General features: G+C 68.6%; 19 protein-coding genes and 1 pseudogene. 15 read left to right on the forward strand and 5 right to left on the reverse strand.

The features are described 5' to 3' along the window. Positions 1–49: 49 nt before the first annotated feature. The 9 genes and pseudogenes from ubiB to clsB all read left to right on the forward strand — a co-directional run. Positions 50–1,363, forward strand: a pseudogene (gene ubiB, locus AC1DU6_RS02785) (ubiquinone biosynthesis regulatory protein kinase UbiB); the annotation flags it as partial. Positions 1,364–1,521: 158 nt separating this feature from the next. Next, the gene (locus AC1DU6_RS02790) at positions 1,522–2,985 is read left to right on the forward strand and encodes a high affinity choline transporter 1 (RefSeq protein WP_056204064.1); all 1,464 of its coding nucleotides are present in this window, start codon (positions 1,522–1,524) and stop codon (positions 2,983–2,985) included. A gap of 46 nt (positions 2,986–3,031) precedes the next feature. Next, positions 3,032–3,337: an FmdB family zinc ribbon protein gene (locus AC1DU6_RS02795; protein ID WP_056204061.1), complete on the forward strand. Its 306-nt coding sequence runs from the start codon at positions 3,032–3,034 to the stop codon at positions 3,335–3,337. A 12-nt stretch (positions 3,338–3,349) separates the two neighbouring features. Beyond that, a complete protein-coding gene (locus tag AC1DU6_RS02800; protein ID WP_477856031.1) occupies positions 3,350–4,030 on the forward strand; it encodes a DUF502 domain-containing protein in 681 nt (226 codons plus the stop codon). A gap of 87 nt (positions 4,031–4,117) precedes the next feature. Continuing rightward, on the forward strand, positions 4,118–5,911 hold the full coding sequence (gene aspS / locus AC1DU6_RS02805; protein ID WP_477856032.1) for an aspartate--tRNA ligase: 1,794 nt from the start codon (positions 4,118–4,120) through the stop codon (positions 5,909–5,911). Between the two features lie 143 nt (positions 5,912–6,054). Further along, complete coding sequence (locus AC1DU6_RS02810) at positions 6,055–6,849, forward strand: CsgG/HfaB family protein (protein ID WP_457321859.1); 795 nt, start codon at positions 6,055–6,057, stop codon at positions 6,847–6,849. A gap of 35 nt (positions 6,850–6,884) precedes the next feature. Continuing rightward, positions 6,885–7,355, forward strand: a complete 471-nt coding sequence (gene nudB, locus AC1DU6_RS02815) for a dihydroneopterin triphosphate diphosphatase (protein WP_457321861.1) — start codon at positions 6,885–6,887, stop codon at positions 7,353–7,355. A 79-nt stretch (positions 7,356–7,434) separates the two neighbouring features. Next, positions 7,435–8,226: an endonuclease/exonuclease/phosphatase family protein gene (locus AC1DU6_RS02820; RefSeq protein WP_056204046.1), complete on the forward strand. Its 792-nt coding sequence runs from the start codon at positions 7,435–7,437 to the stop codon at positions 8,224–8,226. Further along, complete coding sequence (clsB, locus tag AC1DU6_RS02825) at positions 8,223–9,485, forward strand: cardiolipin synthase ClsB (RefSeq protein ID WP_477856033.1); 1,263 nt, start codon at positions 8,223–8,225, stop codon at positions 9,483–9,485. Before AC1DU6_RS02820 ends, clsB begins: the two co-directional genes overlap by 4 nt. Here the strand turns inward: clsB and hutH are convergent. Both hutH and hutU read right to left on the reverse strand, forming a co-directional pair. Beyond that, positions 9,479–10,984, reverse strand: coding sequence for a histidine ammonia-lyase (hutH, locus tag AC1DU6_RS02830; protein WP_457321865.1), 1,506 nt, complete (start codon positions 10,982–10,984; stop codon positions 9,479–9,481). The two genes, clsB and hutH, sit on opposite strands and share 7 nt — an antisense overlap. Before the next feature lie 8 nt (positions 10,985–10,992). After that, the gene (hutU, locus tag AC1DU6_RS02835; protein ID WP_457321867.1) at positions 10,993–12,669 is read right to left on the reverse strand and encodes a urocanate hydratase; all 1,677 of its coding nucleotides are present in this window, start codon (positions 12,667–12,669) and stop codon (positions 10,993–10,995) included. A gap of 67 nt (positions 12,670–12,736) precedes the next feature. Here hutU and hutC point away from each other — a divergent pair, with 67 nt between their 5' ends. From hutC to AC1DU6_RS02865, 6 genes are all read left to right on the forward strand, one after another. Then, positions 12,737–13,456 carry a histidine utilization repressor gene (gene hutC / locus AC1DU6_RS02840; RefSeq protein ID WP_056204511.1) on the forward strand — a complete coding sequence of 240 codons (720 nt, stop codon included), beginning with the start codon at positions 12,737–12,739 and terminating at the stop codon, positions 13,454–13,456. Between the two features lie 69 nt (positions 13,457–13,525). After that, positions 13,526–14,065, forward strand: a complete 540-nt coding sequence (locus AC1DU6_RS02845; protein ID WP_056204036.1) for a HutD/Ves family protein — start codon at positions 13,526–13,528, stop codon at positions 14,063–14,065. Next, positions 14,062–15,249, forward strand: a complete 1,188-nt coding sequence (gene hutI / locus AC1DU6_RS02850; protein ID WP_457321870.1) for an imidazolonepropionase — start codon at positions 14,062–14,064, stop codon at positions 15,247–15,249. The genes AC1DU6_RS02845 and hutI overlap by 4 nt, the downstream gene beginning before the upstream one ends. Next, the gene (hutG, locus tag AC1DU6_RS02855) at positions 15,246–16,046 is read left to right on the forward strand and encodes an N-formylglutamate deformylase (RefSeq protein ID WP_457321872.1); all 801 of its coding nucleotides are present in this window, start codon (positions 15,246–15,248) and stop codon (positions 16,044–16,046) included. The genes hutI and hutG overlap by 4 nt, the downstream gene beginning before the upstream one ends. Then, positions 16,034–17,431 carry a formimidoylglutamate deiminase gene (gene hutF, locus AC1DU6_RS02860; protein ID WP_477856034.1) on the forward strand — a complete coding sequence of 466 codons (1,398 nt, stop codon included), beginning with the start codon at positions 16,034–16,036 and terminating at the stop codon, positions 17,429–17,431. The genes hutG and hutF overlap by 13 nt, the downstream gene beginning before the upstream one ends. 150 nt (positions 17,432–17,581) lie before the next feature. Next, complete coding sequence (locus tag AC1DU6_RS02865; protein WP_477856035.1) at positions 17,582–19,135, forward strand: methyl-accepting chemotaxis protein; 1,554 nt, start codon at positions 17,582–17,584, stop codon at positions 19,133–19,135. Here AC1DU6_RS02865 and AC1DU6_RS02870 read toward each other — a convergent pair. From AC1DU6_RS02870 to AC1DU6_RS02880, 3 genes are read right to left on the reverse strand one after another with little or no spacing between them, the layout of a single operon-like run. Then, positions 19,122–22,220 carry an efflux RND transporter permease subunit gene (locus AC1DU6_RS02870; protein WP_477856036.1) on the reverse strand — a complete coding sequence of 1,033 codons (3,099 nt, stop codon included), beginning with the start codon at positions 22,218–22,220 and terminating at the stop codon, positions 19,122–19,124. The two genes, AC1DU6_RS02865 and AC1DU6_RS02870, sit on opposite strands and share 14 nt — an antisense overlap. 12 nt (positions 22,221–22,232) lie before the next feature. Beyond that, entirely contained in the window at positions 22,233–23,321 is a 1,089-nt protein-coding gene (locus AC1DU6_RS02875) for an efflux RND transporter periplasmic adaptor subunit (protein WP_477856037.1), read from the reverse strand. 5 nt (positions 23,322–23,326) lie between these two features. Further along, positions 23,327–24,778 (reverse strand): efflux transporter outer membrane subunit, encoded by a 1,452-nt coding sequence (locus tag AC1DU6_RS02880; RefSeq protein WP_477856038.1) that lies wholly within the window; start codon positions 24,776–24,778, stop codon positions 23,327–23,329. Positions 24,779–24,918 lie beyond the last annotated feature (140 nt).

Below are 24,918 nucleotides of genomic sequence, written 5' to 3' on the forward strand. Positions count from 1 at the left end.
GCTGCGTCGCCTGACCCGGCTGGGCCGGCGCTGGCAGCAGCCGCGCGGCGTGCGCCTGCGGCTGGCGCTGGAGCACCTCGGCCCCATCTTCGTCAAGTTCGGCCAGGTGCTGTCGACGCGGCGCGACCTGCTGCCGCTCGATGTCGCGCTGGAGCTGGCCAAGCTGCAGGACCGCGTGCCGCCCTTCCCGGCGGCGCTGTCGCGTGAAATCGTCGAGCGCGCCTTCGGCCGGCCGCTGGAGGAACTGTTCGCCACCTTCGACGCCGAGCCAGTGGCCAGCGCCAGCATCGCCCAAGTGCATTTCGCGACGCTGAAGGACGGCCGCGAGGTCGCCGTCAAGGTGCTGCGCCCCGGCATGCTGGACATCATCGACGACGACCTGTCGCTGATGCGCCAGCTGGCCGTCTGGATCGAGCGCTTCTCCGCCGATGGCCGGCGCCTGAAACCGCGCGAGGTGGTTGCCGAGTTCGACACCTATCTGCACGACGAGCTGGACTTGGTGCGCGAGGCCGCCAATGCCGCCCAGCTGCGCCGCAACATGGCCGAGCTGGATCTGATCATGGTGCCCGAGATGCACTGGGACCTGTGCAGCTCCGAGGTCATCGTCATGGAGCGCATGAAGGGCGTGCCGATCTCGCACCGCCCGGCGCTGGAGGCGGCCGGCATCGACATCCCCAAGCTGGCCCGCGACGGCGTGACCATCTTCTTCACCCAGGTGTTCCGCGACGGCTTCTTTCACGCCGACATGCACCCGGGCAACATCCAGGTGAGCCTGGCGCCCGAGACCTTCGGCCGCTACGTCGCGCTGGACTTCGGCATCATGGGCACGTTGACCGAGGTGGACAAGGACTACCTCGCCCAGAACTTCATCGCCTTCTTCCAGCGCGACTACAAGCGCGTGGCCGAGCTGCACATCGCCTCGGGTTGGGTGCCGCCCGAGACCCGCGTCGATGCGCTCGAAAGCGCGGTCCGGGCGGTTTGCGAGCCTCATTTCGACCGGCCGCTGAAGGACATYTCSYTSGGCCAGGTGCTGATGCGGCTGTTCCAGACCTCGCGCCGCTTCAACGTCGAGATCCAGCCCCAGCTGGTGTTGCTGCAGAAGACGCTGTTGAACGTTGAGGGCCTGGGCCGCCAGCTCGATCCCGAACTCGACCTCTGGGCCACGGCCAAGCCCTTCCTGGAGCGCTGGATGAACGAGCAGGTCGGCTGGCCGGCGTTCAACAAGCAGTTGATGAAGGAGGCGCCGCGCTTCGCACAGCTCATCCCCGAGCTGCCGCGCCTGCTGCACGACGCCCTCAAGAGCCAGGCCCGGCGTGCCGACGACGCCGAGACCCGCGCTCTCGTGCGCGAGCTGCGGCGCACCAACCGGCTGCTTTCCGGTTTGCTCTGGGGCGCCGCGGGCTTTGCCATCGGCGTCGCCGTGGCCTGGCTGACCGTGCGCTTTCTGGACATCAGCCCCTAGCAAGTCTCGCCAGCCGCGCCCTCATAATCCGCGCCAAATTTTCCGGCCTTCTTGCGCTCATGAACACCACGCTCATCGTCTTCGTCGTGCTCTACCTGCTCGGCACGCTGGGCATCGGTGTCTGGGCCGGCACCCGGATCAAGAACACCAGCGACTTCGCCGTCGCCGGGCGCAGCCTGCCGCTGATCATGGTCGTCACGACGACCTTCGCAACCTGGTTCGGTGCCGAAACCGTCATGGGCCTGCCCGCCAAGTTTGTGCAGGGTGGCCTGGGCGCCGTCGTCGAAGACCCGTTCGGTGCCGGTTTCTGCCTGGTACTGGTGGGCGCCTTCTTCGCCGCGCGGCTGTACCGGATGAACCTGCTGACCATCGGCGACTTCTACCGCCAGCGCTTCGGCAAGGGCGTCGAGGTGTTCTGCTCGCTGGCCATCATCCTCAGCTACCTCGGCTGGGTGGCGGCCCAGGTCACGGCCCTGGGGCTGGTGTTCAACATCCTGACCGACGGCGCCATGAGCCCGCAGACCGGCATGGTCGTCGGCCTGCTGGCGGTGCTGGTCTACGTCGTCATCGGCGGCTTCCTGGCCGTGGCCTGGACGGACTTCATCCAGATGATCGTGCTGGTCATCGGCCTGAGTGTCATCGCGGTGTTCGCCTCGGACCTGGCCGGCGGCGCAGACAAGGTGCTGGCCCTGGCCAAGAGCCGCGACCTGGGCCGCTTCCTGCCCAATCCGACCTTCACCGAGATGGCCATGTTCCTCGGCTCGGGCCTGACCATGATGCTGGGCTCCATCCCGCAGCAGGACGTGTTCCAGCGCGTCATGTCCGCCAAGGACGCCAAGACGGCACAGCGCGGCGCCATGATCGGCGGCTTCAGCTACATCGCCTTTGCCTTCGTGCCCATGTTCATCGTGCTGGCCGCCGTGGCCGTCATGGGCGACAAGGCGCTGGAGCTGGCCCAGAACGACTACCAGCGCGTGCTGCCCAGCTTCGTCATGGGCCACATGCCGCTGTTCATGCAGATCCTGTTCTTCGGTGCGCTGTTGTCGGCCATCAAGAGCACCTCGTCAGCCACGCTGCTGGCGCCGACGACCAGCTTCGTCGAGAACATCCTCAAGCAGATCCGCCCCGGCATGAGCGACAAGCAGTCTCTCGTGGCGATGCGCGTCACGCTCGTCATCTTCGCCTTCGCCGTGCTGGCCTACGCCATCGCGCTGCAGGGCACGTCCATCTACGACCTCGTCAGCGCCGCCTACCAGGTCACCCTGGTCGCCGCCTTCGTGCCGCTGGTCTTTGGTCTGTACTGGAGCCGCTCGACCACCCAGGGCGCGGTGTTCTCGATCTTTGCCGGCATCGCCGTCTGGGTGGCCTTTTTCCCGCAGGTGACGACCTGGGGCGAGCTCTTCCCGGGGCAACTGGCCGGCCTGCTGGCGGCGCTGGCGGGCATGGTGGTCGGCTCGCTGATGCCCCAGGTGCTGACCGACCGTCGCGAGCACGTCAGCCACCATCTCCAGCCTCATCCCTGAGCGTGTCCCTTAAAATGTCGGGCTTTGCGTCTCTTCGAGCCCGACCATGCCAATCTACGCCTATCGCTGCAGCGCCTGTGGTCACGCCAAGGATGTGCTGCAAAAGCTGTCCGACGCGCCGCTGACCACCTGCCCCGCCTGCGCGGCGCAGAGCTTTTCCAAGCAGGTCACCGCAGCTGGTTTCCAGCTGAAGGGCTCGGGTTGGTATGCAACCGACTTCAAGGGTGGCTCGACCGCCGCCCCCGCGGCCCCGGCCGCCAGCGATGCTGCCAAGCCCGAAGCCGCCAAGGCTGAAGCATCCGCATCGCCGTCTTCCTCCACCTCCTGCGGCGGCTCCTGCGCCTGCCACTGACCGAAAAGCTTCGTGGGCGCTTCCTTACGCAAATACCTCGKTGCCGGCCTGCTGGTCTGGCTGCCGCTGGCCATCACCATCTGGGTGCTGGCCCAGGTGCTGGACGTCGTCAACGGCGTCTTCGGGTCCATGCTGGCCGCGCTGGCCCTGATCATGCCGGCCTCGCTGCGCGAGGCCATCCTGGAGCTGCGCCATGTGCCCGGCCTGGGGCTGGTGATCCTGGTCGGTGGCCTGCTGGCCACCGGCGTCCTCGTTGCCAACATCTTCGGCCAATGGCTGCTGACGCAATGGGACCGGCTGATGTCCCACATCCCCATCGTCAAGAGCATCTACAGCTCGGTCAAGCAGGTGTCGGACACGCTGTTCTCCAGCAGCGGCAACGCCTTTCGCGAAGCCGTCCTCGTGCAGTACCCGCGTGCCGGTAGCTGGACCATCGCCTTCGTGACCGGCACGCCCAGCGGCGAGGTGGCCTGCCATCTGGAGGACGAGCACGTCAGCATCTACGTGCCAACCACGCCCAACCCGACCTCGGGCTTCTTCCTCATCGTGCCCAGGTCGGACGTGAAGCCCCTGCACATGACGGTGGACGAGGCGCTGAAATACATCATCTCCATGGGCACCGTGGCGCCGCTGCCCCATCCCGTGGACCTCGGCGCCATCGCCGACGAGGCGGCGCGAAACCAGCCGGGTTGAACGCCCCGGCAGGCGTTCAATCCTGAGAGCCGAGCGAGCTCGCCAGCGCCCCAAGAACACCCCCTGAAAAGAATTCGGAGAAATCCCATGCGTACCTGCTATGCCGGCCAAGTCAGCGAAAAGCTGCTCGACCAGACCGTGACCCTGATGGGCTGGGCCCATCGCCGCCGTGACCATGGCGGCGTCATCTTCATCGACCTGCGCGACCGCGAAGGGCTGGTCCAGATCGTCTGCGACCCCGACCGCGCCGACAGCTTCAAGATTGCTGAGGACGTCCGCAGCGAGTTCTGCCTCAAGATCGTCGGCAAGGTGCGCGCCCGCCCGGCCGGCACCGAGAACGCCAACCTCGTCAGCGGCAAGATCGAAGTGCTCTGCCACGAGATCGAGGTGCTGAACCCGTCGGTGCCCATCCCCTTCCAGATCGACGAGGACAACCTCAGCGAGACGACCCGCCTCACGCACMGCGTGCTGGACCTGCGCCGCCCCTACATGCAGAACAACCTGATGCTGCGCTACCGCGTCGCGATGGAAGTCCGCAAGTTCCTGGACGAGCACGGCTTCGTCGACATCGAGACGCCGATGCTGACCAAGAGCACCCCGGAAGGTGCGCGCGATTACCTCGTGCCCAGCCGCGTGCATGACGGCCACTTCTWCGCGCTGCCGCAGTCGCCSCAGYTGTTCAAGCAGMTSCTGATGRTGKCGGGSTTCGACCGYTACTACCAGATCACCAAGTGCTTCCGTGACGAGGACCTGCGCGCCGACCGCCAGCCCGAGTTCACGCAGATCGATATCGAGACCTCCTTCCTGACCGAGGAAGAGATCCGCTCGATGTTCGAGGGCATGATCCGCCACGTCTTCCGCAAGAACCTCAACGTCGAGCTGGGTGACTACCCGGTCATGAAGTACGCGGAAGCCATGCACCGCTTCGGCTCCGACAAGCCCGACCTGCGCGTCAAGCTCGAGTTCACCGAGCTGACCGACGCCATGACGACGGTGGACTTCAAGGTGTTCAGCGGCCCGGCCACCACGCCGGGCGGCCGCGTCGTCGCGCTGCGCGTGCCCAAGGGCGCGTCCATGAGCCGCGGCGAGATCGACGCCTACACCGAGTTCGTCAAGATCTACGGCGCCAAGGGCCTGGCCTGGGTCAAGGTCAACGAAGTGGCCAAGGGCCGCGAAGGCCTGCAGTCGCCCATCGTCAAGAACCTGCACGACGAAGCCGTCGCCGAGATCCTGAAGCGCACCGGCGCCCAGGACGGCGACCTGTTGTTCTTCGGCGCAGACAAGGCCAAGGTCGTCAACGACGCCATCGGTGCGCTGCGCCTGAAGGTCGGCCACAGCGAGTTCGGCAAGGCCAACGGCCTGTTCAACGACGTCTGGGCGCCGCTGTGGGTGGTCGACTTCCCGATGTTCGAGCACGACGAGGAGAACAACCGTTGGGCGGCCGTTCACCACCCGTTCACGGCACCCAAGGACGGCCACGAGGACCTGATGACGTCGGACCCGGGCAAGTGCATCGCCAAGGCTTACGACATGGTGCTCAACGGCTGGGAGCTGGGCGGCGGCTCGGTGCGTATCCACCGTGCCGAGGTGCAGGCCAAGGTCTTCGAGGCGCTCAACATCAGCGCGGAAGACCAGCGCATCAAGTTCGGTTTCCTGCTGGACGCGCTGCAGTACGGTGCGCCCCCGCACGGCGGCCTGGCTTTCGGCCTGGACCGCATCGTCACGATGATGACCAAGGCCGAGTCCATCCGCGACGTCATCGCCTTCCCCAAGACCCAGCGCGCCCAGTGCCTGCTGACCGGCGCGCCGTCGCTGGTGGACGAAAAGCAGCTGCGCGAGCTGCACATCCGCCTGCGCAATTCGGCGGCTGCGGCGCAGTAAGCCCGCACGGCTCCGGCACCAAAAGCCTCGCGGTCGCGAGGCTTTTTTCTTGATGGCGCCCCCGCAGGCCCGGGGGAGAGGGCGTCCGGCCGTCCCGCTTTCCTGGGACGGGTCGGCGTGAGGGGCAAGGCAGACTCCCGCCGATGAACATCCGCCCCTTGCTCGCTCTTCCCGTTGTCGCGCTGCTGCTCGTCGGCTGCGGCAAATCGTCTACCACGCTGGGCGATGGAGGCTCGGTCATCAGCGGCTCGGCCGGCCCGGCCGGCGCCCACAAGGCCAGCCGCGAGCTCGTCAAATGTGATGCACCCGTTGCGACGCTGGCCCTGGTCGAGAACCCCAACGGCTATGCCTACTCCAGCAGCTACCAGCTGCCGTCCAGCCCCGTGCCCCTGGTGCGCCTGCTGGCCCAGCAGAGCGGCTGCTTCCGGGTTGTCGACCGCGCCGCCGGCCTCAAGGCGACCGTGCGCGAGCAGGAACTCAAGGAAGCCGGCATCCTGCGCCAGCAGGGCAACACGGTGAGCAAGGGCAAGGGCTATGAGGCTCAGTACAGCCTGACACCCAGCCTCACCTTCAGCGAGCAGGACGCGGGCCGCCAGATCGGCGGCATCCTGCAGGCCATTCCCTATCTGAACAAACTCGTCGGCGCGGCCGAGCAGGTCAAGCTCAAGCAGGCCCAGGCAGCCCTGCTGCTGACCGATAACGAGACCACCGAGCAGGTCGCTGCGTCCACCGGTTCGGTCGAGGTGGCCGACCTGGGCGTCGGCGGCGCCGTGCTGGGCAAGCTCGGTGGCGCGGCCGGCGCGGGCTGGAGCAATTCCAACGAAGGCAAGGTCATTGCCGCGGCCTTCCTGGACGCCCACAACCAGCTCGTCGCCCAGGTGCGCGAGCTGCAGGCCAAGGAGCTGCCGCCCGAGGTGGCGCGGCGCAAGAAGACCTGATTCTTCATGGGCTTGGCCGGCGCTATGCTGGCCGCATGCCCCCGGCCAAGCCCTTCAAGATCCCCGAGTCCGTCCTCGTCGTCATCCACACGCCGGACCTGCAGGTCCTGCTCATCGAGCGCGCTGACCATCCCGGCTACTGGCAGAGCGTCACGGGCTCCAAGGACACTCCCGACGAGGCGCCCGCAGAGACCGCACGCCGAGAGGTGCTGGAGGAAACGGGCTTCGACATCGCCGCATTGGGCGGTGAGCTGCGCGACTGGCATCTCGCCAATGTTTACGAGATTTACCCTCACTGGCGCCATCGCTACGCCCCGGGCGTCACGCGCAATACCGAACACGTCTTCGGCCTACAACTGCCTGAGGCGTTGACGCCGGTACTGGCTCCGCGCGAGCATCTATCGTGGCTCTGGCTGCCCTGGCATGAGGCGGCCGACCGCTGCTTCTCACCATCCAACGCCGAAGCCGTGCTGCAACTGCCCCGCTTCAGCGCCGCAATCTTATGAAGCCCCCACGCTCACTCCGTTCGCTGCCCCCCGAGGGGGCGCTCAGCGGCTTCGGGCGGCCGCACGCCGCTGAGATGCCATGAGATCCGTCGCCCGCCCCACCCCTCACCCGCCCGGCGAAGTGCTGCGCGTGGCCACCTACAACATCCACAAGGGCGTGCGCGGCCTCGGGCCGGCAAAGCGCCTGGAGATCCACAACCTGCAGATGGGTGTGGAGGCCATGGACGCCGACCTCGTCTGCCTGCAGGAGGTGCGTCTGTTCCATCACCGCGAAGCCGCTTACTTCGACCGCACCTGGTTCGGTTGGCCCGAGAAGGGCCAGGCCGAGTTCCTCGCCCCCGAAGGCTATGAGGTGGCCTACCGTACCAATGCAACGACCAAGTTCGGCGAGCATGGCAACGCGCTGCTGTCGCGCTGGCCCATGGGCGACATCGGCCACCACGACGTGTCGGACCACTCCCTGGAGCAACGCGGCCTGCTGCATGTGCCGGTGCACTGGCATGGCACGGTCGTGCACGTCGTCGTCGCGCATTTCGGGTTGATTCATTCCAGCCGCATGCGCCAGGTCGACCGCCTCGCCAGCTTTGTGCGCGACAACGTACCCGAGGGCGCGCCGTTCCTTGTTGCCGGCGACTACAACGACTGGGGTGAGCGTCTGGACACGCCCATGCGTGCCCACGGCCTGCGTCGCGCGACGGCACCGCACGGGCGGACTCGGGCCCCCACCTTTCCATCGCGCCTGCCCGTGTTCGCGCTGGACCGCGTCTACATGCGTGGCCTGCGCTGCACCGGCGTTCAGGTGCCGCGCGGCCCGAGCTGGTCGCGCATGTCAGACCACCTGCCGCTGATCGTGGAGCTGGCCCTCGAATGAGGCGCCTGGGGTCGAGGCGGCGCCGACGCCACCAGGCCGCCGACCCCGGCTTCGTCGGTGGCAACGAGGTCGAACTGCTGCGCGGCGGCGATCAGCTTTTCCCGCGCATGCATGCAGCCATCCACGGCGCGAGCCGCGAGGTCTGGCTGGCGACCTATATCTTTCATCACGACGCCACCTCGCTGGCCCTGGCCGATGCCTTGATTGCGGCGGATCAGCGTGGCGTGCGCGTGCGCCTCGTCGTCGATGGCTTCGGCAGCAACGCCAGCATCAGGACGCTGCGCGAGCGCTTTGCCGGCAGCGGCGTGGCCCTGGCGGTGTTCCGGCCCATGGATCGCTGGTGGCGCTGGTTCCAGCCGGGCCAGTTGCGCCGCCTGCACCAGAAGCTTTGCGTTGTCGATGGCGAGCAGGCCTTCGTCGGCGGCATCAACGTCATCGATGATCGCCTGGACATGCACCATGGCGTCACCGAGCTGCCGCGGCTGGACTTCGCCGTGCAGGTGAGTGGCGGCCTCGTTGACCTGGTCGCGCAGAGCGTGCGTTCGATCTGGTCACGCGCCTGGCTGGGCCGGGAGTTCGACGATGCGCTTATCGACTACGTGCCGTTGCGGCGCCGTTTCGGCCTCTGGGTGACTCAGCTCTGGCGTGGGCCGCAGCGGCTGGGCGAGCCGGTGTCGCATCTGCAACCGGTCCGCGCCGCCTTCGTGCTGCGCGACAACCTGCGCCGGCGCCGCACCATCGAGCATGCCTATGCCGATGCCATCACCGACGCCCGCGAGAGCGTCGACGTGGTCTGCCCTTATTTCTATCCCGGTCAACGCATTCGCCATGCCCTGCGCCGCGCCGCTGACCGCGGCGTGCGCGTGCGCCTGCTCCTGCAAGGCAAGCTGGATTACCGGATCGCGGGCTGGGCTGCCGAAGCGCTGTATGCGGACCTGCTCGGCCATGGCGTCGAGATCTACGAGTACACGCCAGCCTTCCTGCATGCCAAGGTCGCCGTCGTCGACGGCCAGTGGGCCACGGTCGGCAGCTCCAACATCGACCCGCTGTCACTGCTGGTCAACCTGGAGGCCAACGTCGTCGTGCAGGACGCCGGCTTCGCGGTTCAACTCGCCAGCGAGATCGAGGCCGCCATCGCGGTCTCGCAGCGCGTCGGCGAGCGTGCCGGTACCGGCCTGCGCGCCTTGCTGCACAAGGCCGTCGTCGTGTGGTTTGCCTACGTGTTCCTGCGCGTCGCAGGCGCGGCGGGGCGCTACTGAGCGAAACCCGGCGCGTGCTCGGCCCTGAGCGCTCCGGCCTGCACCAATGCGGCCGCGCGCTCGATGTCCGGCGCAAGGTAGTGATCGGCCGGGCTGCTGGCGCAGTCGGCGCGCAGCCGCGTGTGCAGGGCCTCCACCGGCGCCGAACTCTGCAGCGGACGCAGGAAGTCGATGCCCTGGGCCGCGGCCAGCAGTTCGATGGCAACGATGTGGGCGGTGTTGTCGATCATGGCGTGCAGGCGGCGCGCGGCGAAGGTGGCCATCGACACGTGATCCTCCTGGTTGGCACTGGTCGGCAGGCTGTCCACACTGGCCGGGTGGGCCAGGCTCTTGTTCTCGCTGGCCAGGGCTGCGGCCGTCACGTGGGCAATCATGAAGCCGCTGTGCAGGCCGGCGTCGGCCGTCAGGAAGGGCGGCAGGCGCGAGATGGCCGGGTCGATCAGCATGGCGATGCGGCGCTCGGCAATCGCGCCCACCTCGGCGATGGCCAGGGCCAGGTTGTCGGCCGCGAAGGCCACCGGCTCGGCGTGGAAGTTGCCGCCCGAGATCATCACGTCGTCGAACACCAGCGGGTTGTCGGTGACGGCATTGGCCTCGCGCACCAGCACGCCGGCGGTGTGGCGGGCCTGGTCCAGGCAGGCGCCCATGACCTGAGGCTGGCAGCGCAGGCAATACGGGTCCTGCACGCGCTCGTCGCCCTCGCGGTGCGACTGGCGGATGGCGCTGCCGGCGAGCAGCTCGCGGTAGACGCCGGCGACCTCGATCTGGCCCGGCTGGCCGCGCACCTCGTGGATGCGGGCGTCGAAGGGGCCGTCACTGCCGCGTGCCGCGTCCAGCGTCATCGCGCCGCTGGCCAGGGCCGTGGCGAACAGGCCCTCGAAGCGCAGCAGCGCGTGCAGGGCCAGGGCCGTGCTGGCCTGCGTGCCGTTGATGAGGGCCAGGCCCTCCTTGGCGGCCAACGTCAGTGGTCGCAGCTCCAGGCGGGCCAGTTCGTCGCGCGCCGGAATGCGTTTGCCGGCCACCAGCGCCTCGCCTTCTCCCATCAGCGCGAGTGTGAGGTGAGCCAGTGGCGCCAGGTCTCCACTGGCGCCCACCGATCCCTGGCAGGGCACATAGGGGACGAAGCCGGCGCTGAGCGCATCCAGCAGGGCTTGCACGACCTCGCGGCGTACGCCGGAGAAGCCCCGCGCCAGGCTGCCCGCCTTGGTGGCCAGCATCAGGCGCACGACCTCGGGCGACATCGGCGCGCCGACGCCCACCGCGTGGCTGCGGATCAGGTTGAGCTGCAGTGCCGCGAGCTGGTCCTTGGCAATGCGCGTGCTCGCCAGCTTGCCGAATCCTGTGTTGACGCCATAGACGGGCGCATCGCCCGCGGCGGCGGCAGCGACCAGGGCGGCGCTCTTGTCGACGGCACGCCAGTCGTCGAGCTGCAGCGCAGCGCGGCCGGCGGCGATGTCGGCGAGTTGATCGAGCGTCAGTTGTCCGGGGATGAGTTTCATAGAAGACTTCACAGGGAAGGCAGGTTCAGTTCGTTCTTCTTCGCGCAGTCGACGGCGGTGTCGTAGCCCGCGTCGGCGTGGCGCATGACGCCGGTGGCCGGGTCGTTCCACAGCACGCGCGAAATGCGCTTCGCGGCCGCGTCGGTGCCATCGCAGACGATGACGACGCCGGAATGCTGCGAGTAGCCCATGCCCACGCCGCCACCGTGGTGCAGCGACACCCAGGTGGCGCCGCCAGCCGTGTTCAGCAGTGCGTTCAGCAACGGCCAGTCGGATACGGCGTCCGAGCCGTCCTTCATGCCTTCGGTCTCGCGGTTGGGGCTGGCGACGGAGCCGCTGTCCAGGTGGTCGCGGCCGATGACGATGGGCGCCTTCAGCTCGCCGCTCTTGACCATCTCGTTGAAGGCCAGGCCCGCGAGGTGGCGCTCGCCCAGCCCCAACCAGCAGATGCGCGCGGGCAGACCCTGGAAGGCGATGCGCTCGGCGGCCATGTCCAGCCAGCGGTGCAGGGCTTCATGCCGGGGGAATAACTCCTTCAGCTTGGCGTCGGTCTTGCGGATGTCCTCGGGGTCGCCCGACAGCGCCACCCAGCGGAACGGGCCCTTGCCCTCGCAGAACAGCGGCCGCACATAGGCGGGCACGAAGCCGGGGAAGTCGAAGGCGTTGGCCACGCCCTGGTCCAGCGCGACCTGGCGGATGTTGTTGCCGTAGTCCACCGTCGGGATGCCCAGTTGCTGGAAGGCCAGCATGCCCTTCACATGGTCGGCGCAGCTCTTGGCGGCGGCCGCCTTCAGCTCGGCGTGCTGGGCCGGGTCGGCTGCTGCGGCCTTCCACTGCTCCACGCTCCAGCCGGCCGGCAGATAGCCGTGGATGAGGTCGTGCGCCGAGGTCTGGTCGGTGACGAGATCGGGCCTGATGGCCGTGCCCTGCTTGCAGCGCTCGGCAAGCTGCGGGATCAGCCGCGCCGCATTGCCCAGCAGCGCGATGGACTTGGCCTCGCCGGCGGCCGTGTACTTGGCGATGCGGTCCAGCGCGTCGTCCAGATCGAAGGCCTGCTCGTCGACATAACGGGTCTTCAGACGGAAGTCGATGCGCGACTGCTGGCATTCGATGTTCAGCGAGCAAAAGCCCGCGAAGGTGGCGGCCAGCGGCTGGGCGCCGCCCATGCCGCCCAGGCCCGCGGTCAGCACCCAGCGGCCCTTGGCCACGCCGCCGTAATGCTGGCGGGCGGCCTCGGCGAAGGTCTCGTAGGTGCCCTGCACGATGCCCTGGCTGCCGATGTAGATCCAGCTGCCAGCCGTCATCTGGCCGTACATCATCAGGCCCTTGCGATCCAGCTCGTGGAAGTGCTCCCACGTGGCCCAGGCCGGTACGAGGTTGGAGTTGGCCAGCAGCACCCGCGGCGCGTCCGGGTGGGTGCGGAACACGCCGACCGGCTTGCCGGACTGGATCAGCAGCGTCTCGTCGTCGTTGAGTTCGCGCAGCGACTTGCAGATCGCGTCGAACGCCTCCCAGTTGCGCGCCGCCTTGCCGATGCCGCCGTAGACCACCAGCGCGTCCGGGTTCTCGGCCACGGCGGGGTCGAGGTTGTTTTGCAGCATGCGGTAGGCAGCCTCGGTCAGCCAGCTCTTGCAGCTGAGCTGGGTGCCGGTGGGCGCTTTGACAGGGCGGGGCAGGGCTGACATCGGGTACTCCTGAAAGTGCCGCGAACTCTAGTTGTCTATACAAGTCAAGTCAACTAGGATGGCGCCCATGCCCAGAAGCCCGGCCAGCCCCGAACCCCAGTACCTCAAGGTCAAGAACCATCTGCGCGAAGGCATCGCCAGCAGCCACTGGGTGGCCGGCGATCTGCTGCCCAGCGAAGGCGCTCTTGTCGCCCAGTTCGAAGTCAGCCGCATGACGGTGAACCGGGCGTTGCGCGAGCTAGTGCAGGAAGGGCTGATCGAGCGCGTCCAGGGCGTGGGCAGCTTCGTCGCCCAGCTGCATCGCATCTCGTCGACGCTGAATGTGCGTGACGTGCATGAGGAGATCCTCGAGCGCGGCGGCATGCACGAAGCGCGCGTGCATGCGCTGTTGAAGGGCAAGGCGACGCCGCAGCAGGCGGCCGAGCTCGGCCTCAAGCGTGGTGCGCCCGTCTTCCTCAGCCTCATCGTGCACCTGGAGAACGGCGTGGCCATCCAGTGCGAGGAGCGTGCCGTCAACCCGGCCAGTGCGCCCGACTATCTTTCACAGGATTTCACGCGCATCACGCCGACGCATTACCTGCTGGAGGTGGCGCCGCTGTCCGAAGCGCGCTACATGATCGAGGCGGCCCTGCCCGGCGAGGTTGAAGCCAAGCTGCTCGGCATCAACCGCCGCGCCCCCTGCCTGGTCGTCAAACGCATCACTTACAGCCGCGGTGTTGCCGTAACCAGCGTGAAACTGACCCACCCCGGAGCACGTTACCAATTGCAAGGGAGCTTCGCGGCATGAGCTGCGCCGCACAGAGCTGCGGAAAATGCTCCACTCCCGTGAAGCGGGCTTGAGCGCAAGGAAAAGAACATGAGTTGGAGCAGGGTCAGCGCGGCCGACGTGCAGCCGCAGGCCTGGAAAAACACGGGCGGCACCACGCGCGAGCTGCTCGCCTGGCCGCACGCCCATGACTGGGCAGTCCGCGTCAGCGTCGCGCGTGTCGAGCGTGACGGGCCGTTCTCGGCCTTCCCCGGCGTGCACCGCTGGCTGGCCGTCATCGGCGGCGCGGGCCTGCGCCTGTTCGACTGGCCGCAGAGCATCGGCGACGAGCCGCTGCGTTTCGACGGTGGCCTCGCCCCCGAGGCCGAGCTCATCAAGGGTGAGACCGATGTCTTCAACGTGATGGAGAGGCGCGGCAACCTGGAGGTCGAATCGGCCCACCATGTGCTGTTGCCCAAGACGCCTTGGGTGGGCCTGTTCACCGTCAATGGCGGCCTGCTCGAGCATGGCCACCGCGCGATGCCGATGGCGCCGTTGACGCTGGCCTGGTGTGAGGACCCGGTGGCGCAGAGCTGCGTTTTCACGGGCGAGGGCAATGCCTGGTGGTTGACCTGGGGCCCCGATACATGAAGCTATGGCGCGGCGGGGTTCTTGCGACGCTGGCCGGCGAGCGCGGCTGGAGCCTGATCGACGACGGCGCCCTGTTGGTCGAGGACGGCCTGCTGCGCTGGGTCGGCCCGAGCGCCGAGGCTCCTGCGGCCGAGCAGACCATCGAACTGCATGGTGCCCTTGTCACGCCGGGGCTGGTGGACTGCCACACCCATCTCGTCTACGGCGGCAGCCGCGCCAACGAGTTCGAGCAGCGGCTGCATGGCGCGAGCTATGCCGACATCGCCAAGGCTGGTGGCGGCATCCGCTCCACGGTCGCGGCGACACGTGCGGCGAGCGAGGCCGAGCTGTTGGCCGCCGCCCGCAAGCGCGCCCAGGCCCTCATCCGCGAGGGCGTCACGACGTTGGAGGTCAAGTCCGGCTACGGACTGGACGCCGCCACCGAGGCGCGCATGCTGCGCGTCGCGCGCCAGCTCCAAGGCCTGGGCATCGACGTGCGCACGACCTATCTCGCCGCCCATGCCCTGCCGCCCGAGTTCGCAGATGCCGACGACTACATCGCCGCTGCCTGCCTGTGGCTGCCCGACCTGTATGAGGCCGGCCTCGTCGATGCGGTCGACGCCTTCTGCGAGCACATTGCCTTCAACCCGGCCCAGGTCGCGCGCGTGTTCGACGCAGCGCAGCGGCTGAACCTGCCGGTCAAGCTGCACGCCGAGCAGCTCAGTGACCAGGGCGGCACCCAGCTCGCGGCCCGTTACCGAGCGCTGAGCTGCGACCACCTTGAGTTCCTCAGCCCGGCCGGTGTTCGGGCCATGGCCGAGGCGGGCACCGTCGCGGTGCTGCTGCCCGGCGCCTTCTATGCGTTGCGCGAAACCCAGTTGCCGCCGATTGCCGCGCTGCGCGAGGCCGGCGTGCCCATTGCCATCGCCACCGACCACAACCCCGGCAGCTCGCCGACGCTGTCGCCGCTGCTGATGTTGAACATGGCCTGCGTGCTGTTCCGCCTGACACCCGAGGAGGCGCTGCGCGGCCTGACCGTCAACGGCGCCCGTGCCTTGGGCCTGACCGACCGTGGTCAGCTCGTGGCTGGCCAGCGCGCCGACTTCTGTGTCTGGGATAGCGCGCACCCCCGCGAGCTGGCAGCATGCTTTGGGCATAACCCGCTGAAAGAACGGGTCTTCCAAGGAAATCAGGGAGGGTCATGAGCGTCTATCGCCTGCAGCAGGGCCGCGCGCCGCTGTTGATCAGCCTGCCGCATGTCGGCACGGAGATTCCGCCCGAGCTGGCCAAGCGCCTGGTGCCGCGCGCCCTGGCCAGCGAGGACAGCGACTGGCACCTGGAGCGCCTTTACGGCCCGCTGGCATCAGCGCTGGGCGCCAGCCTCATCGTGCCGCGCTACAGCCGCTACGTCATCGACCTGAACCGGCCACCCGACGATCAGCCTCTCTATCCCGGCGCTTCGGGAGGCACCGGCCTGGTGCCGACCCGTTTCTTCACCGACGACCCTCTTTACGTCGACGGCACCGAGCCGGACGCCATCGAGATCGCCGCGCGCCGCGAGGCTTATTGGCAGCCGTATCACGAGGCGCTGGCGGCCGAGCTGACACGCCTGCGCGCCGAACACGGCCATGCATTGCTCTTTGACGGCCACAGCATCCGCTCCGAGCTGCCCTGGCTGTTCGACGGCGAGTTGCCGGCCCTCAACCTCGGTACGGCCGATGGCGCTTCCTGCGCGCCGGCCATCACCGACCGCCTGGCCGCGCTGCTGGCCAGCCAGCGGCAATTCAGCCAGGTCGTCAACGGCCGCTTCAAGGGCGGCTACATCACTCGCCACTATGGCCGCCCGGGCGACGGGGTGCACGCGGTTCAGCTGGAGATGTGCCAGCGTTGCTACATGAACGAGGCAGCGCAGCCCTCGGGTGCCTACGACAACGCCCTGGCGACTGACGTGGCGCCGTTGATCGAAAAGATGTTGAAAGAGATGCTCGCATGGCAGCCTTGAAGCGACTGCACGCCAGCCTGGCCTGGGTGGATGGCCGTTGGCAGCGCGACGTGCTGCTCAGCGTCGACGCGAATGGCCATTGGTCGGAGATTACGGTCAACCTGTCGGCACCGCCAGACGCGGAGAAGCTCGGCGGCCCGGTCATCCCCAGCCTCGTCAATGCCCACAGCCACGCCTTCCAGCGTGCTTTCGTCGGGCTGGCCGAGCGCCGCGACGCCGGGCAGGACGACTTCTGGAGTTGGCGCGACCGCATGTATGCCCTGGCCCTGCGCATCTCGCCCGAGCAACTGCGCGCGGTCGCCAGCCAGCTCTATGCCGAAATGCTTCGCGGTGGCTACACCCAGGTCTGCGAGTTCCATTACCTGCACCACCCCGCGCAAGGCCAGCACTTCGAAGACGAATTGGCGATGGCCTGGGCCTTGGCCGAGGCGGCCGAGGACGTCGGCATCGGCCTGACGCTGCTGCCGGTCGTCTACACGCGCAGCGGCTTCGGTGTGAATGCGTCGAACACGGACCTGAGACCCGACCAGCACCGCTTTGCCGCCGATGCCGACTGGGTCTGGCGCGCCAGCCAGCGCGTCTTGGCCGCCGGCCTGCCGCGCGTGAATGCCGGCGTGGCCTTGCATTCGCTGCGCGGCGCCTCGCCGCGCGACATCGCCCGCCTGCGGGATCTGGCCGGCGCGGCCGACCTGCCCATCCACATCCACGTGGCCGAGCAGACGGCCGAGGTGGCCGACTGCCTCGCTGCGACCGGCCGCCGCCCCATCCAGTGGTTGGCGGACGAGGGTCATCTGGATCCGCGCTGGCAGCTGGTCCATGCCACCCATGCTGAACCGGCCGAGATCGAGTCCGTCGCCCGCAGCGGCGCCGGCATCGTCATCTGCCCCGGCACCGAAGCCAACCTGGGTGACGGCCTGGCCGACCTGCCGCGCTGGCTGGCGGGTGGGGTGCCGCTGACGGTGGGCTCGGACAGCCAGGTCACGCGCGGCTGGGTGGAGGAGCTGCGCTGGCTGGAGTACGGCCAGCGCCTGACCTTGCGCCAGCGCAATGTCGCGTCGGCGCCCGGCAGCCAACCGTCCAGCGCGGCCAGGCTCTTCGATGCTGCCGTCCAAGGTGGCGCCCGCGCTGCCGGTTTCGCGGCCTGGGGCCTGACGCCCGGCGCCCGCGCCGACGCCCTGGTGCTGAATCGCGACGCCGATGCGCTGCGTGGCCTGCCCGACGAAGCCTTGCTGGATGCTGTCGTCTTTGGCAGCAACGGCTCGCCCTGGCAGTCGGTCTGGGTGGCCGGCCGGGCCCGGCCGTGGCGGGCCCCCACCCGGGTGGGGGATGCCTTCGAGGCAGCCATGCGTGAGCTGTGGTCGCCTGACGCCACCCCGGGGGCTTGAGCCCCTTGGCGGCCGCCTGACAAAGGACTAGGCTCGCGCCACGACCTCTAATAAATCACGCCGCTGTGATCATTCCTGGGTCGACAGGCTGCGGCTGCGAGGGACGACGGTGCCGCCCGTTGCGGCTTGCGTTCGTGGTGAGGAGTGGCGATGAAGCTCAGCAATTTCACGATCAAGGCGCGGCTCTATGCACTGGCGGGCCTCGCCATCGCGGCGATGCTGGTGATCGGCCTGCACGGGCTGTGGAGCCTGTCGCTGGCCAAGGCGAAGTTCGTTCACTACCTCGACAACGACGTCGAGTCTCTGACTCAACTGGCCCACATACGCGCCGGCGTCGGCAACCTGCGGCGCTACGAGAAGGACTTGCTCATCAACCTTGCGGACGCCAAGGCCGTCGAGCGCTACCGCAAGGAATGGGGCGAAACCTATGAGAAGGTTTCTACCAGTCTGAACAAGGTCGCCAAGCTGGACATCGCGCCCGACGTCAAGCAGATGCCGGCCGAGCTCATCAAGCTGTTGCAGGACTACCGCAGCGGCTTCAACGGCATTGCCGAGCGCGTGGCCAAGGGCGAATTCAGCGACACCGCGGCGGCCAATCAGGCGATGGAGCCGATCAAGGGCACGGTGCGGTCGATGGACAAGTCGCTCGCCGAGATGACCGAGAAGGTCGACAAGCATTCGGCCGAGGAGGTTGCGGTGCTCGACCAGCAGGAGAAGGCCATCCGCATGGACCTGACGCTGGTCATCATTGGCGGTGTGCTGGTCATCGGCACCTACACCTTCTTCAACATCCGCTCCATCCTGGAGCCCCTGGCCCGCGCCATCCTCAGCGCCCAGCGCATTGCCGGTCGTGACCTGAGCCAGCCCGTGCGGGCCGAGGGCCGCGATGAGACCGCCGCGCTGATGCGCGGCGTGCAAGGCATGCAGGACTCGCTGGCCGAGGTTGTCACCGGCGTGCGCAGCAGCACCGACAGCATCGCCACCGCCTCACGCGAGGTGGCCATCGGCAGCCAGGATCTCAGCAACCRCACGGAGCAGGCCGCGTCCAACCTGCAGGAGACGGCCTCGGCAATGGAGGAGTTGACGGCCAGCGTCACGCACAACGCCGAATCCGCGCGCCAGGCCAACAAGCTGGCCACGGACGCCGCCGAGGTGGCGCGCCGCGGCGGCGCGGTGGTGGACGAGGTCGTGCAGACCATGGGCCGCATCAGTGCGTCGTCAACCAAGATCGGCGACATCATTTCCGTCATTGATGGCATCGCCTTCCAGACCAATATCCTGGCGCTGAACGCGGCCGTGGAAGCCGCGCGGGCGGGCGAGCAGGGCCGTGGCTTTGCCGTTGTTGCTGGCGAGGTGCGCACGCTGGCCCAGCGCTCGGCCGAGGCCGCCAAGGAGATCAAGGGCTTGATCCTCAGCAGCGGCGAGAGCGTGGACAGCGGCACCGCGCTGGTGGCCCGCGCGGGCCAGACCATGCACGAGATCATTGACGCCATCGCGCGGGTCAGCTCCATCGTGTCAGAGATCAGCCTCGCCACCGGCGAACAGAGCACCGGCATCGGCCAGATCGGCCAGGCCATCCCCAGCCTCGACCAGATGACGCAGCAAAACGCCGCGCTTGTCGAAGAATCCGCCGCGGCGGCCGCCAGCCTGCAGCAGCAGGCCGACGACTTATCTCAATCAGTGGCCGTGTTCAAGCTGAGCTGACGGCGCCTTCTTTTCCTTCCGGCTGCGCCTTTTTCTTTCGGCTGACGCGCTGAATGAAGTCGTCCACCACTTCGTAGAGCACCGGAATCACCAGCAGGCTCAGGAAGGTGCTGGTGATCAGCCCGCCGATGACGACGATGGCCATCGGCGCGCGAAAGCTTGGGTCGGTGCCGAAGCCCAGCGCGATGGGCATCATGCCTGCGCCCATGGCCAGCGTCGTCATGACGATGGGCCGGGCGCGCTTGTGGCAGGCATCCAGCAGCGCCTCCAGGCGCGTCAGCCCCTGCTCGCGCTGGGCGACGATGGCGTATTCCACCAGCAGGATGGAGTTCTTGGTCGCGATGCCCATCAGCATGATCATGCCGATCATGGCCGGCATGGACAGGTCAGTGCCGGTCACGAAAAGCGCCAGGATGGCGCCCGGGATGGACAGCACCAGGGCACCCAGGATGGTCACCGGCTGCACCCAGGCGTGGAAGAGCAGCACCAGCACGATGTAGATGCAGGCCACGCCCGTGCCCATCGCCAGCGCAAAGCCCTGGCCCAGTTCGGCAAAGGCCTCGGCGTCGCCGATCTCGGCCTTGCTCACACCCGGCGGCAGGTTGGCGATGCTGGGCAGGGCCGCGGCGGCCGCCTGCACCTCGCTCAGCGGCATGCCGTTCAGCTCGATCTCGAAGTTGACGTTGCGCAGGCGGTCGAAGCGGTCGATCTGGGCCGGGCCGCTGGTCACCGTCAGCTCGGCCACCTGCTGCAGCGGCACCGGGCCATGCGTGCCCGGCACGGTCAGCTGGCCGAGCAGGGCCAGGTCGGCGCGGGCCGCGTCGGGCAGGCGCACGACGATGGGCACCTGGCGTTGGCTGAGGTTGAGCTTGGGCAGGAACTGGTCGTAGTCGCCGGCCGTGGCGATGCGCAGCGTGTCGGCAATCGCCGCGGTGGACACGCCCAGGTCGGCCGCGCGCGCCGCGTCGGGGCGCACGATGAGCTCGGGGCGCTGCAGGCTGGAGCTGCTCGTCACCTGGCCGATGCCGGGCAGGGCGCGCAGCTCCTTCTCGACCTTGGCCGCATGGGCCGCCAGCGCTTCGCCGTCCTCGCCGGCCAGCACGAGCTGGTATTTGTCGTTGGAGCCGCCGAAGGTCACCTTGATGCGGGCGCCGGCGATGTTCTCCAGCTTCTCGCGCAGTTCGCGCTCGATCTGTTGCTTGCTGATGCCGCGGCGCTCGTGGCGCGCCGTCAGGTTCAGCGTGAGGGTTGCCTTGCGGACCTCCGCCGCACCGCTCATCGCGAACGGGTCGCCCCCTGCGCTACCGCCGCCGACGGCCGTGTAGACCAGCCTGACCTGTTTGTGCGCGGCCGCGGCGGCGCGCGCCTGCTCGGCTATTGCCGCAGTCTGCTCATACGTGCTGCCCGGCGGCAGCTCGATGCTGATCTGCGTCTGGCTGAGGTCGTCCGGCGGGATGAAGGCGCCGGGGATGGCGCCCATGAACAGCGGCGTGCAGGCGGCCACGCCGAAGACCGCGGCGATGGCCAGGGTCTTGCCCTTGTGCGTGAAGGCCCAGCGTGCCCAGCCCAGATAGGTCGCCATCCAGAACGGTTCCTTGTGCTGCTTCTTGGGTGCCTTCAGGATGTAGGCGGCCATCATCGGCGTCAGCATGCGGGCGACGACGAGGGAGAAGAACACGGCGATGGAGGCCGTCCAGCCGAACTGCACGAAGAACTTGCCGACCACGCCGCTCATGAAGGCGGTGGGCAGGAAGACGGCGATCAGCGTGAAGGTGGTCGCGATGACGGCCAGGCCGATCTCGTCAGCCGCCTCGCGGGCGGCTTCCAGCGGCGTCTTGCCCATGGTCAGGTGGCGCATGATGTTCTCGATCTCGACGATGGCGTCGTCCACCAGCACGCCGATGACGAGGGATAGCGACAGCAGCGTCACGACGTTCAGCGTGAAGCCCATCCAGTACATGATGAGGAAGGCCGGAATCGCCGACAGCGGCAGGGCCACGGCGCTGACGAAGGTGGCACGCCAGTCGCGCAGGAACAGGAAGACCACCAGCACGGCCAGCGCTGCGCCTTCCAGCAGCAGCTTCATGCTGCCGTCGTAGTTCTCGATGACGGGGTCGACGAAGTTGAAGGCCTCGGTGACGGTGATGTCGGGGTGGGCGGCCTTGAGTTCTTCCAGCGCGGCGCGGATGCGCTCGGCCACGTCGACCTCACCGGCCCCCTTGGCGCGCACGATCTCGAAGCCGACGACGGACTTGCCGTTCAGGAAGGCGCCGGCGCGTTTCTCGCCCAGGGTGTCGGTCACGGCAGCGACCTGGTCCAGCCGCACGTGGCGGCCGTCCGGCAGCGGGATGCTCAGCGCGGCCAGCTCGGCGGCCGTCTGCACGGTCGCGATGGTGCGCAGCGACTGCTCGGAGCCGCCCAGCGTCGCACGGCCGCCGGGAGCCTCCTGCTGCACCTGCTTCAACTGGCGCGACACATCGGCGGCGCTGACGCGCAGGGCCAGCAGGCGGCTGGGGTCGATCTCCACGCGCAGCTCGCGGCTGACGCCACCGACGCGGGCCACCGAGCCCACGCCACGCACCGACAGCATGCGCTTGGTCACCTGGTTGTCGACGAACCAGGACAGGGCCTCGTCGTCCATGCGGTTGCTCGAGACCGTGTAGGTCAGGATGGGCATGCCCGACAGATTCATCTTGGTGATGACCGGGTCGCGCAAATCRGCCGGCAGGTCGGCGCGCACCTTGGCGACGGCGTCGCGGGTGTCGTCCAGGGCTTCCTGCAGCGGCTTCTCGAGGCGGTACTCGACGGTGACGGTGGCGATGCCGTCCTGCACCTTGGTGTAGATGTGCTTGACGCCTTGGGCCGTGGCGACCGAGTTCTCGATCTTGCGGGCGACCTCGGTTTCCATCTGCGCGGGTGCTGCGCCTGGCAGCGAGGCGCTGACGACGATGGTGGGCAGTTCGATGTCGGGGAACTGCTGGATCTTCATCTGCTTGAAGCCGTAGAGCCCGGCCGCCGTCAGCATGATGAAGAACATGATGGCCGGCACCGGGTTGGCGATGGACCAGCGGGAGACGTTGAACATGGTGGCGTCTCCTTACTGCGCCACGCGAACCGTGTCACCGTCTGCGAGGAAGCCCACGCCCGACTCGACGACGGCAGCTCCTGCGGCGAGACCTGACTTGACCTCGACGCGGTTGCCTTCGCGGCGGCCGAGCTGCACCTTCTGCTCGCGCACCTTGCTGCCGTCGAGGCGGAAGACATAGCTGAAGCCATCGCGCAGCAGCACCGCCGTCTGCGGCAGCGTCAGTCCCTGGCTCTCGCCGAGCACGAAGTCGCYGCGGGCGAACAGGCCAGCACGCAAAGCCTCGCCGGCCTTCAGGTCCACATAGACCAGGCCGTTGCGGGTCTGCGCATCGATCTGCGGTGCGACGCGGCGAATGCGGCCTTCCAGCGCCGGGGCACCGCTGGGCTGCACGCGCACGGTCTGGCCGATCTTCAGCTGCGCCAGCTCGGCGCCGGGCACCTCGGCCCGCCACTCCAGGCGGCCCTGGCGTTGCAGGCGGAACAGCTCCTGGCCCGGCTGCACCAGGGCGCCGGGCGTGGCGATGCGGGCGTTGATGACGCCGTCGTCGGGCGCCGTGATCTGCGTGTACGACAGGCGCAGCTGGTCGGCCTGCACGCGCGCCCTGGCCGCAGCCACGCGGGCCTGCGCGGCCGCGTCGGCTGCCAGGGCCTGGTCGATGGCCTGGGGCGACAGCGCCTCGCTGCCCTGCAGCGTTTTCACGCGCTCGGCGGTCTGATGCGCCTCACGCGCCGAGGCCTCGGCCTCCAGCAGCGCGGCCTTGCTGGCGGCGAGATCCGTCTCCAGCGTGCCGGGGCTCAAGCGGGCCAGCAACTGGCCCTTCTTGACGCGGTCGCCCACGTCGACCAGCAGCGCAGCCAGGCGCTGGCCGCCGATCTCGGCGCCGATGACGACCTCCTGCCAGGCGGCGATGGAGCCGGTGCCGGCGAGGGTCTGAGGCCAGGCGCCGGCCTGGGCGACGACGCGCTTGACGGTCAGCGCCGCCTTGGGCGCCGCGCTGGCGGCGTCGGCGGCGAAGGCGGGGCTGGACAGGGCGGCGACAAAGGCCGCCGCGAGGGCGACGGTGAGTGCGGTGGTCAGGAAAGGAATGCGGATCTTCATGGCGTTCAGCGCGCGGAGGCGGTGTTCGTGTTCGTCGTGGGGGCGTCGGCGGTCCAGCCGCCACCCAGGCTGCGGTAAAGGCGGATCCAGGCCAGCGCGTGCTCGGCGCGCACGCTGAGCACGGCGTCGTAGGCGACCAGCGCGTTGCGGAAGGTGGTGTTGCGCTGCACGCCGCTCTGCAGGCCGGCCTGGGCCTGGGAGAAGGAACGCAGGGYGATGCCCTCCCATTCACGCTTGACGGCATCGATCTCGCGCTCGCGCTCGGCGCCGGCGGCCACGCGTTGCAGGGCCTCCTCCACCTCGGCGACGGCCATCTGCCAACGGGCTTGCAGGGCCGCGGCGGCTTCGTCGGCGGCGGCCTGGGCGCCTTCGGCACGGGCCTTGCGCTGGCCGCCGTCAAACAGCGGCAGGCTCAGGGACGGGCCGACGGCCCACATCGAAGCGCTGCTGCTGGCACCGCCGACGCGCAGCCGCGACTCGCCGGCCAGGGCGCCGAGGCTGAGCTGCGGCCAGCGCTGGGCCTCGACGCTGCGCTGCTGCTGGGTGGCGGCCAGCCAGCGCTGGTGGGCGGCGGCGACGTCGGGGCGCTGGGCCAGCAACTGGGCGGGCAGAGCGCTGACGTCAAAGCCCGGCGCCTTGGGCTGGCTGCGRCGCAGCTCGAACTTTTCGTCGGCGATGGCCGGCGGTGCCAGCTCCTTGGCCAGGGCCTGGGCCTGCTCGCCGCACAGCAGGGCCAGGCTCTGCAGCGCGATCTGGGCCTCGGCCCGCCACTGGCTGCGAGCGGCGGAGGCCGCGGCGCGTTCGGTGTTCAGGATGGCCGCGTCGCTGGCGCTCATCAGGCCGGCCTTCTGCTGCTCGCGCGCCCAGCCGGCAATCTGTTCGGCAAACCGGGTGTCCAGCGCCGTGGATTCCTCGTGGCCCTGGGCCAGGCGCAGTTGCACATAGGCCTGGGCCACGTCCGCGGCCAGGCTGACGCGTGCGGCATGCCAGTCCGACGTCGCGGCCTGGGCCTGCAGATTCTCGGCCGCCGCGGCGGCGCGCTGGCCGCCGAAGAGGTCGATCTCCCAGCTCGCGTTGAACTGGGCGCTGCCCTGGCTGCTGATGCCGGGGATGGCGTTGAGGTTGCGACCGCGCTGGGCCTGGGCATTGGCCGTCAGCTGCGGCAGCAGGGCGGCACGGGCCTGGGTGGCGCTGGCCTCGGCCTGGCGGCGGCGGGCGGCGGCCTGGGCCAGCGTCGGGCTGCCGCTCTCGGCGCGCTCGATGAGGCGGGCCAGCTGCGGGTCCTCGAAGGCCGCCCACCATTGGGTCAGTGCCGCGGTACTGCCGCCGTGGGGCAGCGGCGAGCGCCAGGCGGCGGGGATGGMCGTGGCGGCCGGCGGCGTCGCGGTGGGCGCCGTCATGCAGGCGCTCAGCAGGGCCAGCAGAGGGGCGGCGAGGATTTTTCTTGGGGGGATCATTTCAGTTGTCCATTGCGTGTTCGCGGTACCTGAAAAAGGGGTATTCCGGGCCGAGCGCTGGGCCTGCCATGGGCCAGAGGCCCATGGCCTTCCGTAGGCACAAGCAGTCCGCAGGGACTGCTTGTGTCCGACTCCAGTTC

The sequence above is a fragment of the Roseateles sp. P5_B10 genome (assembly GCF_056400485.1).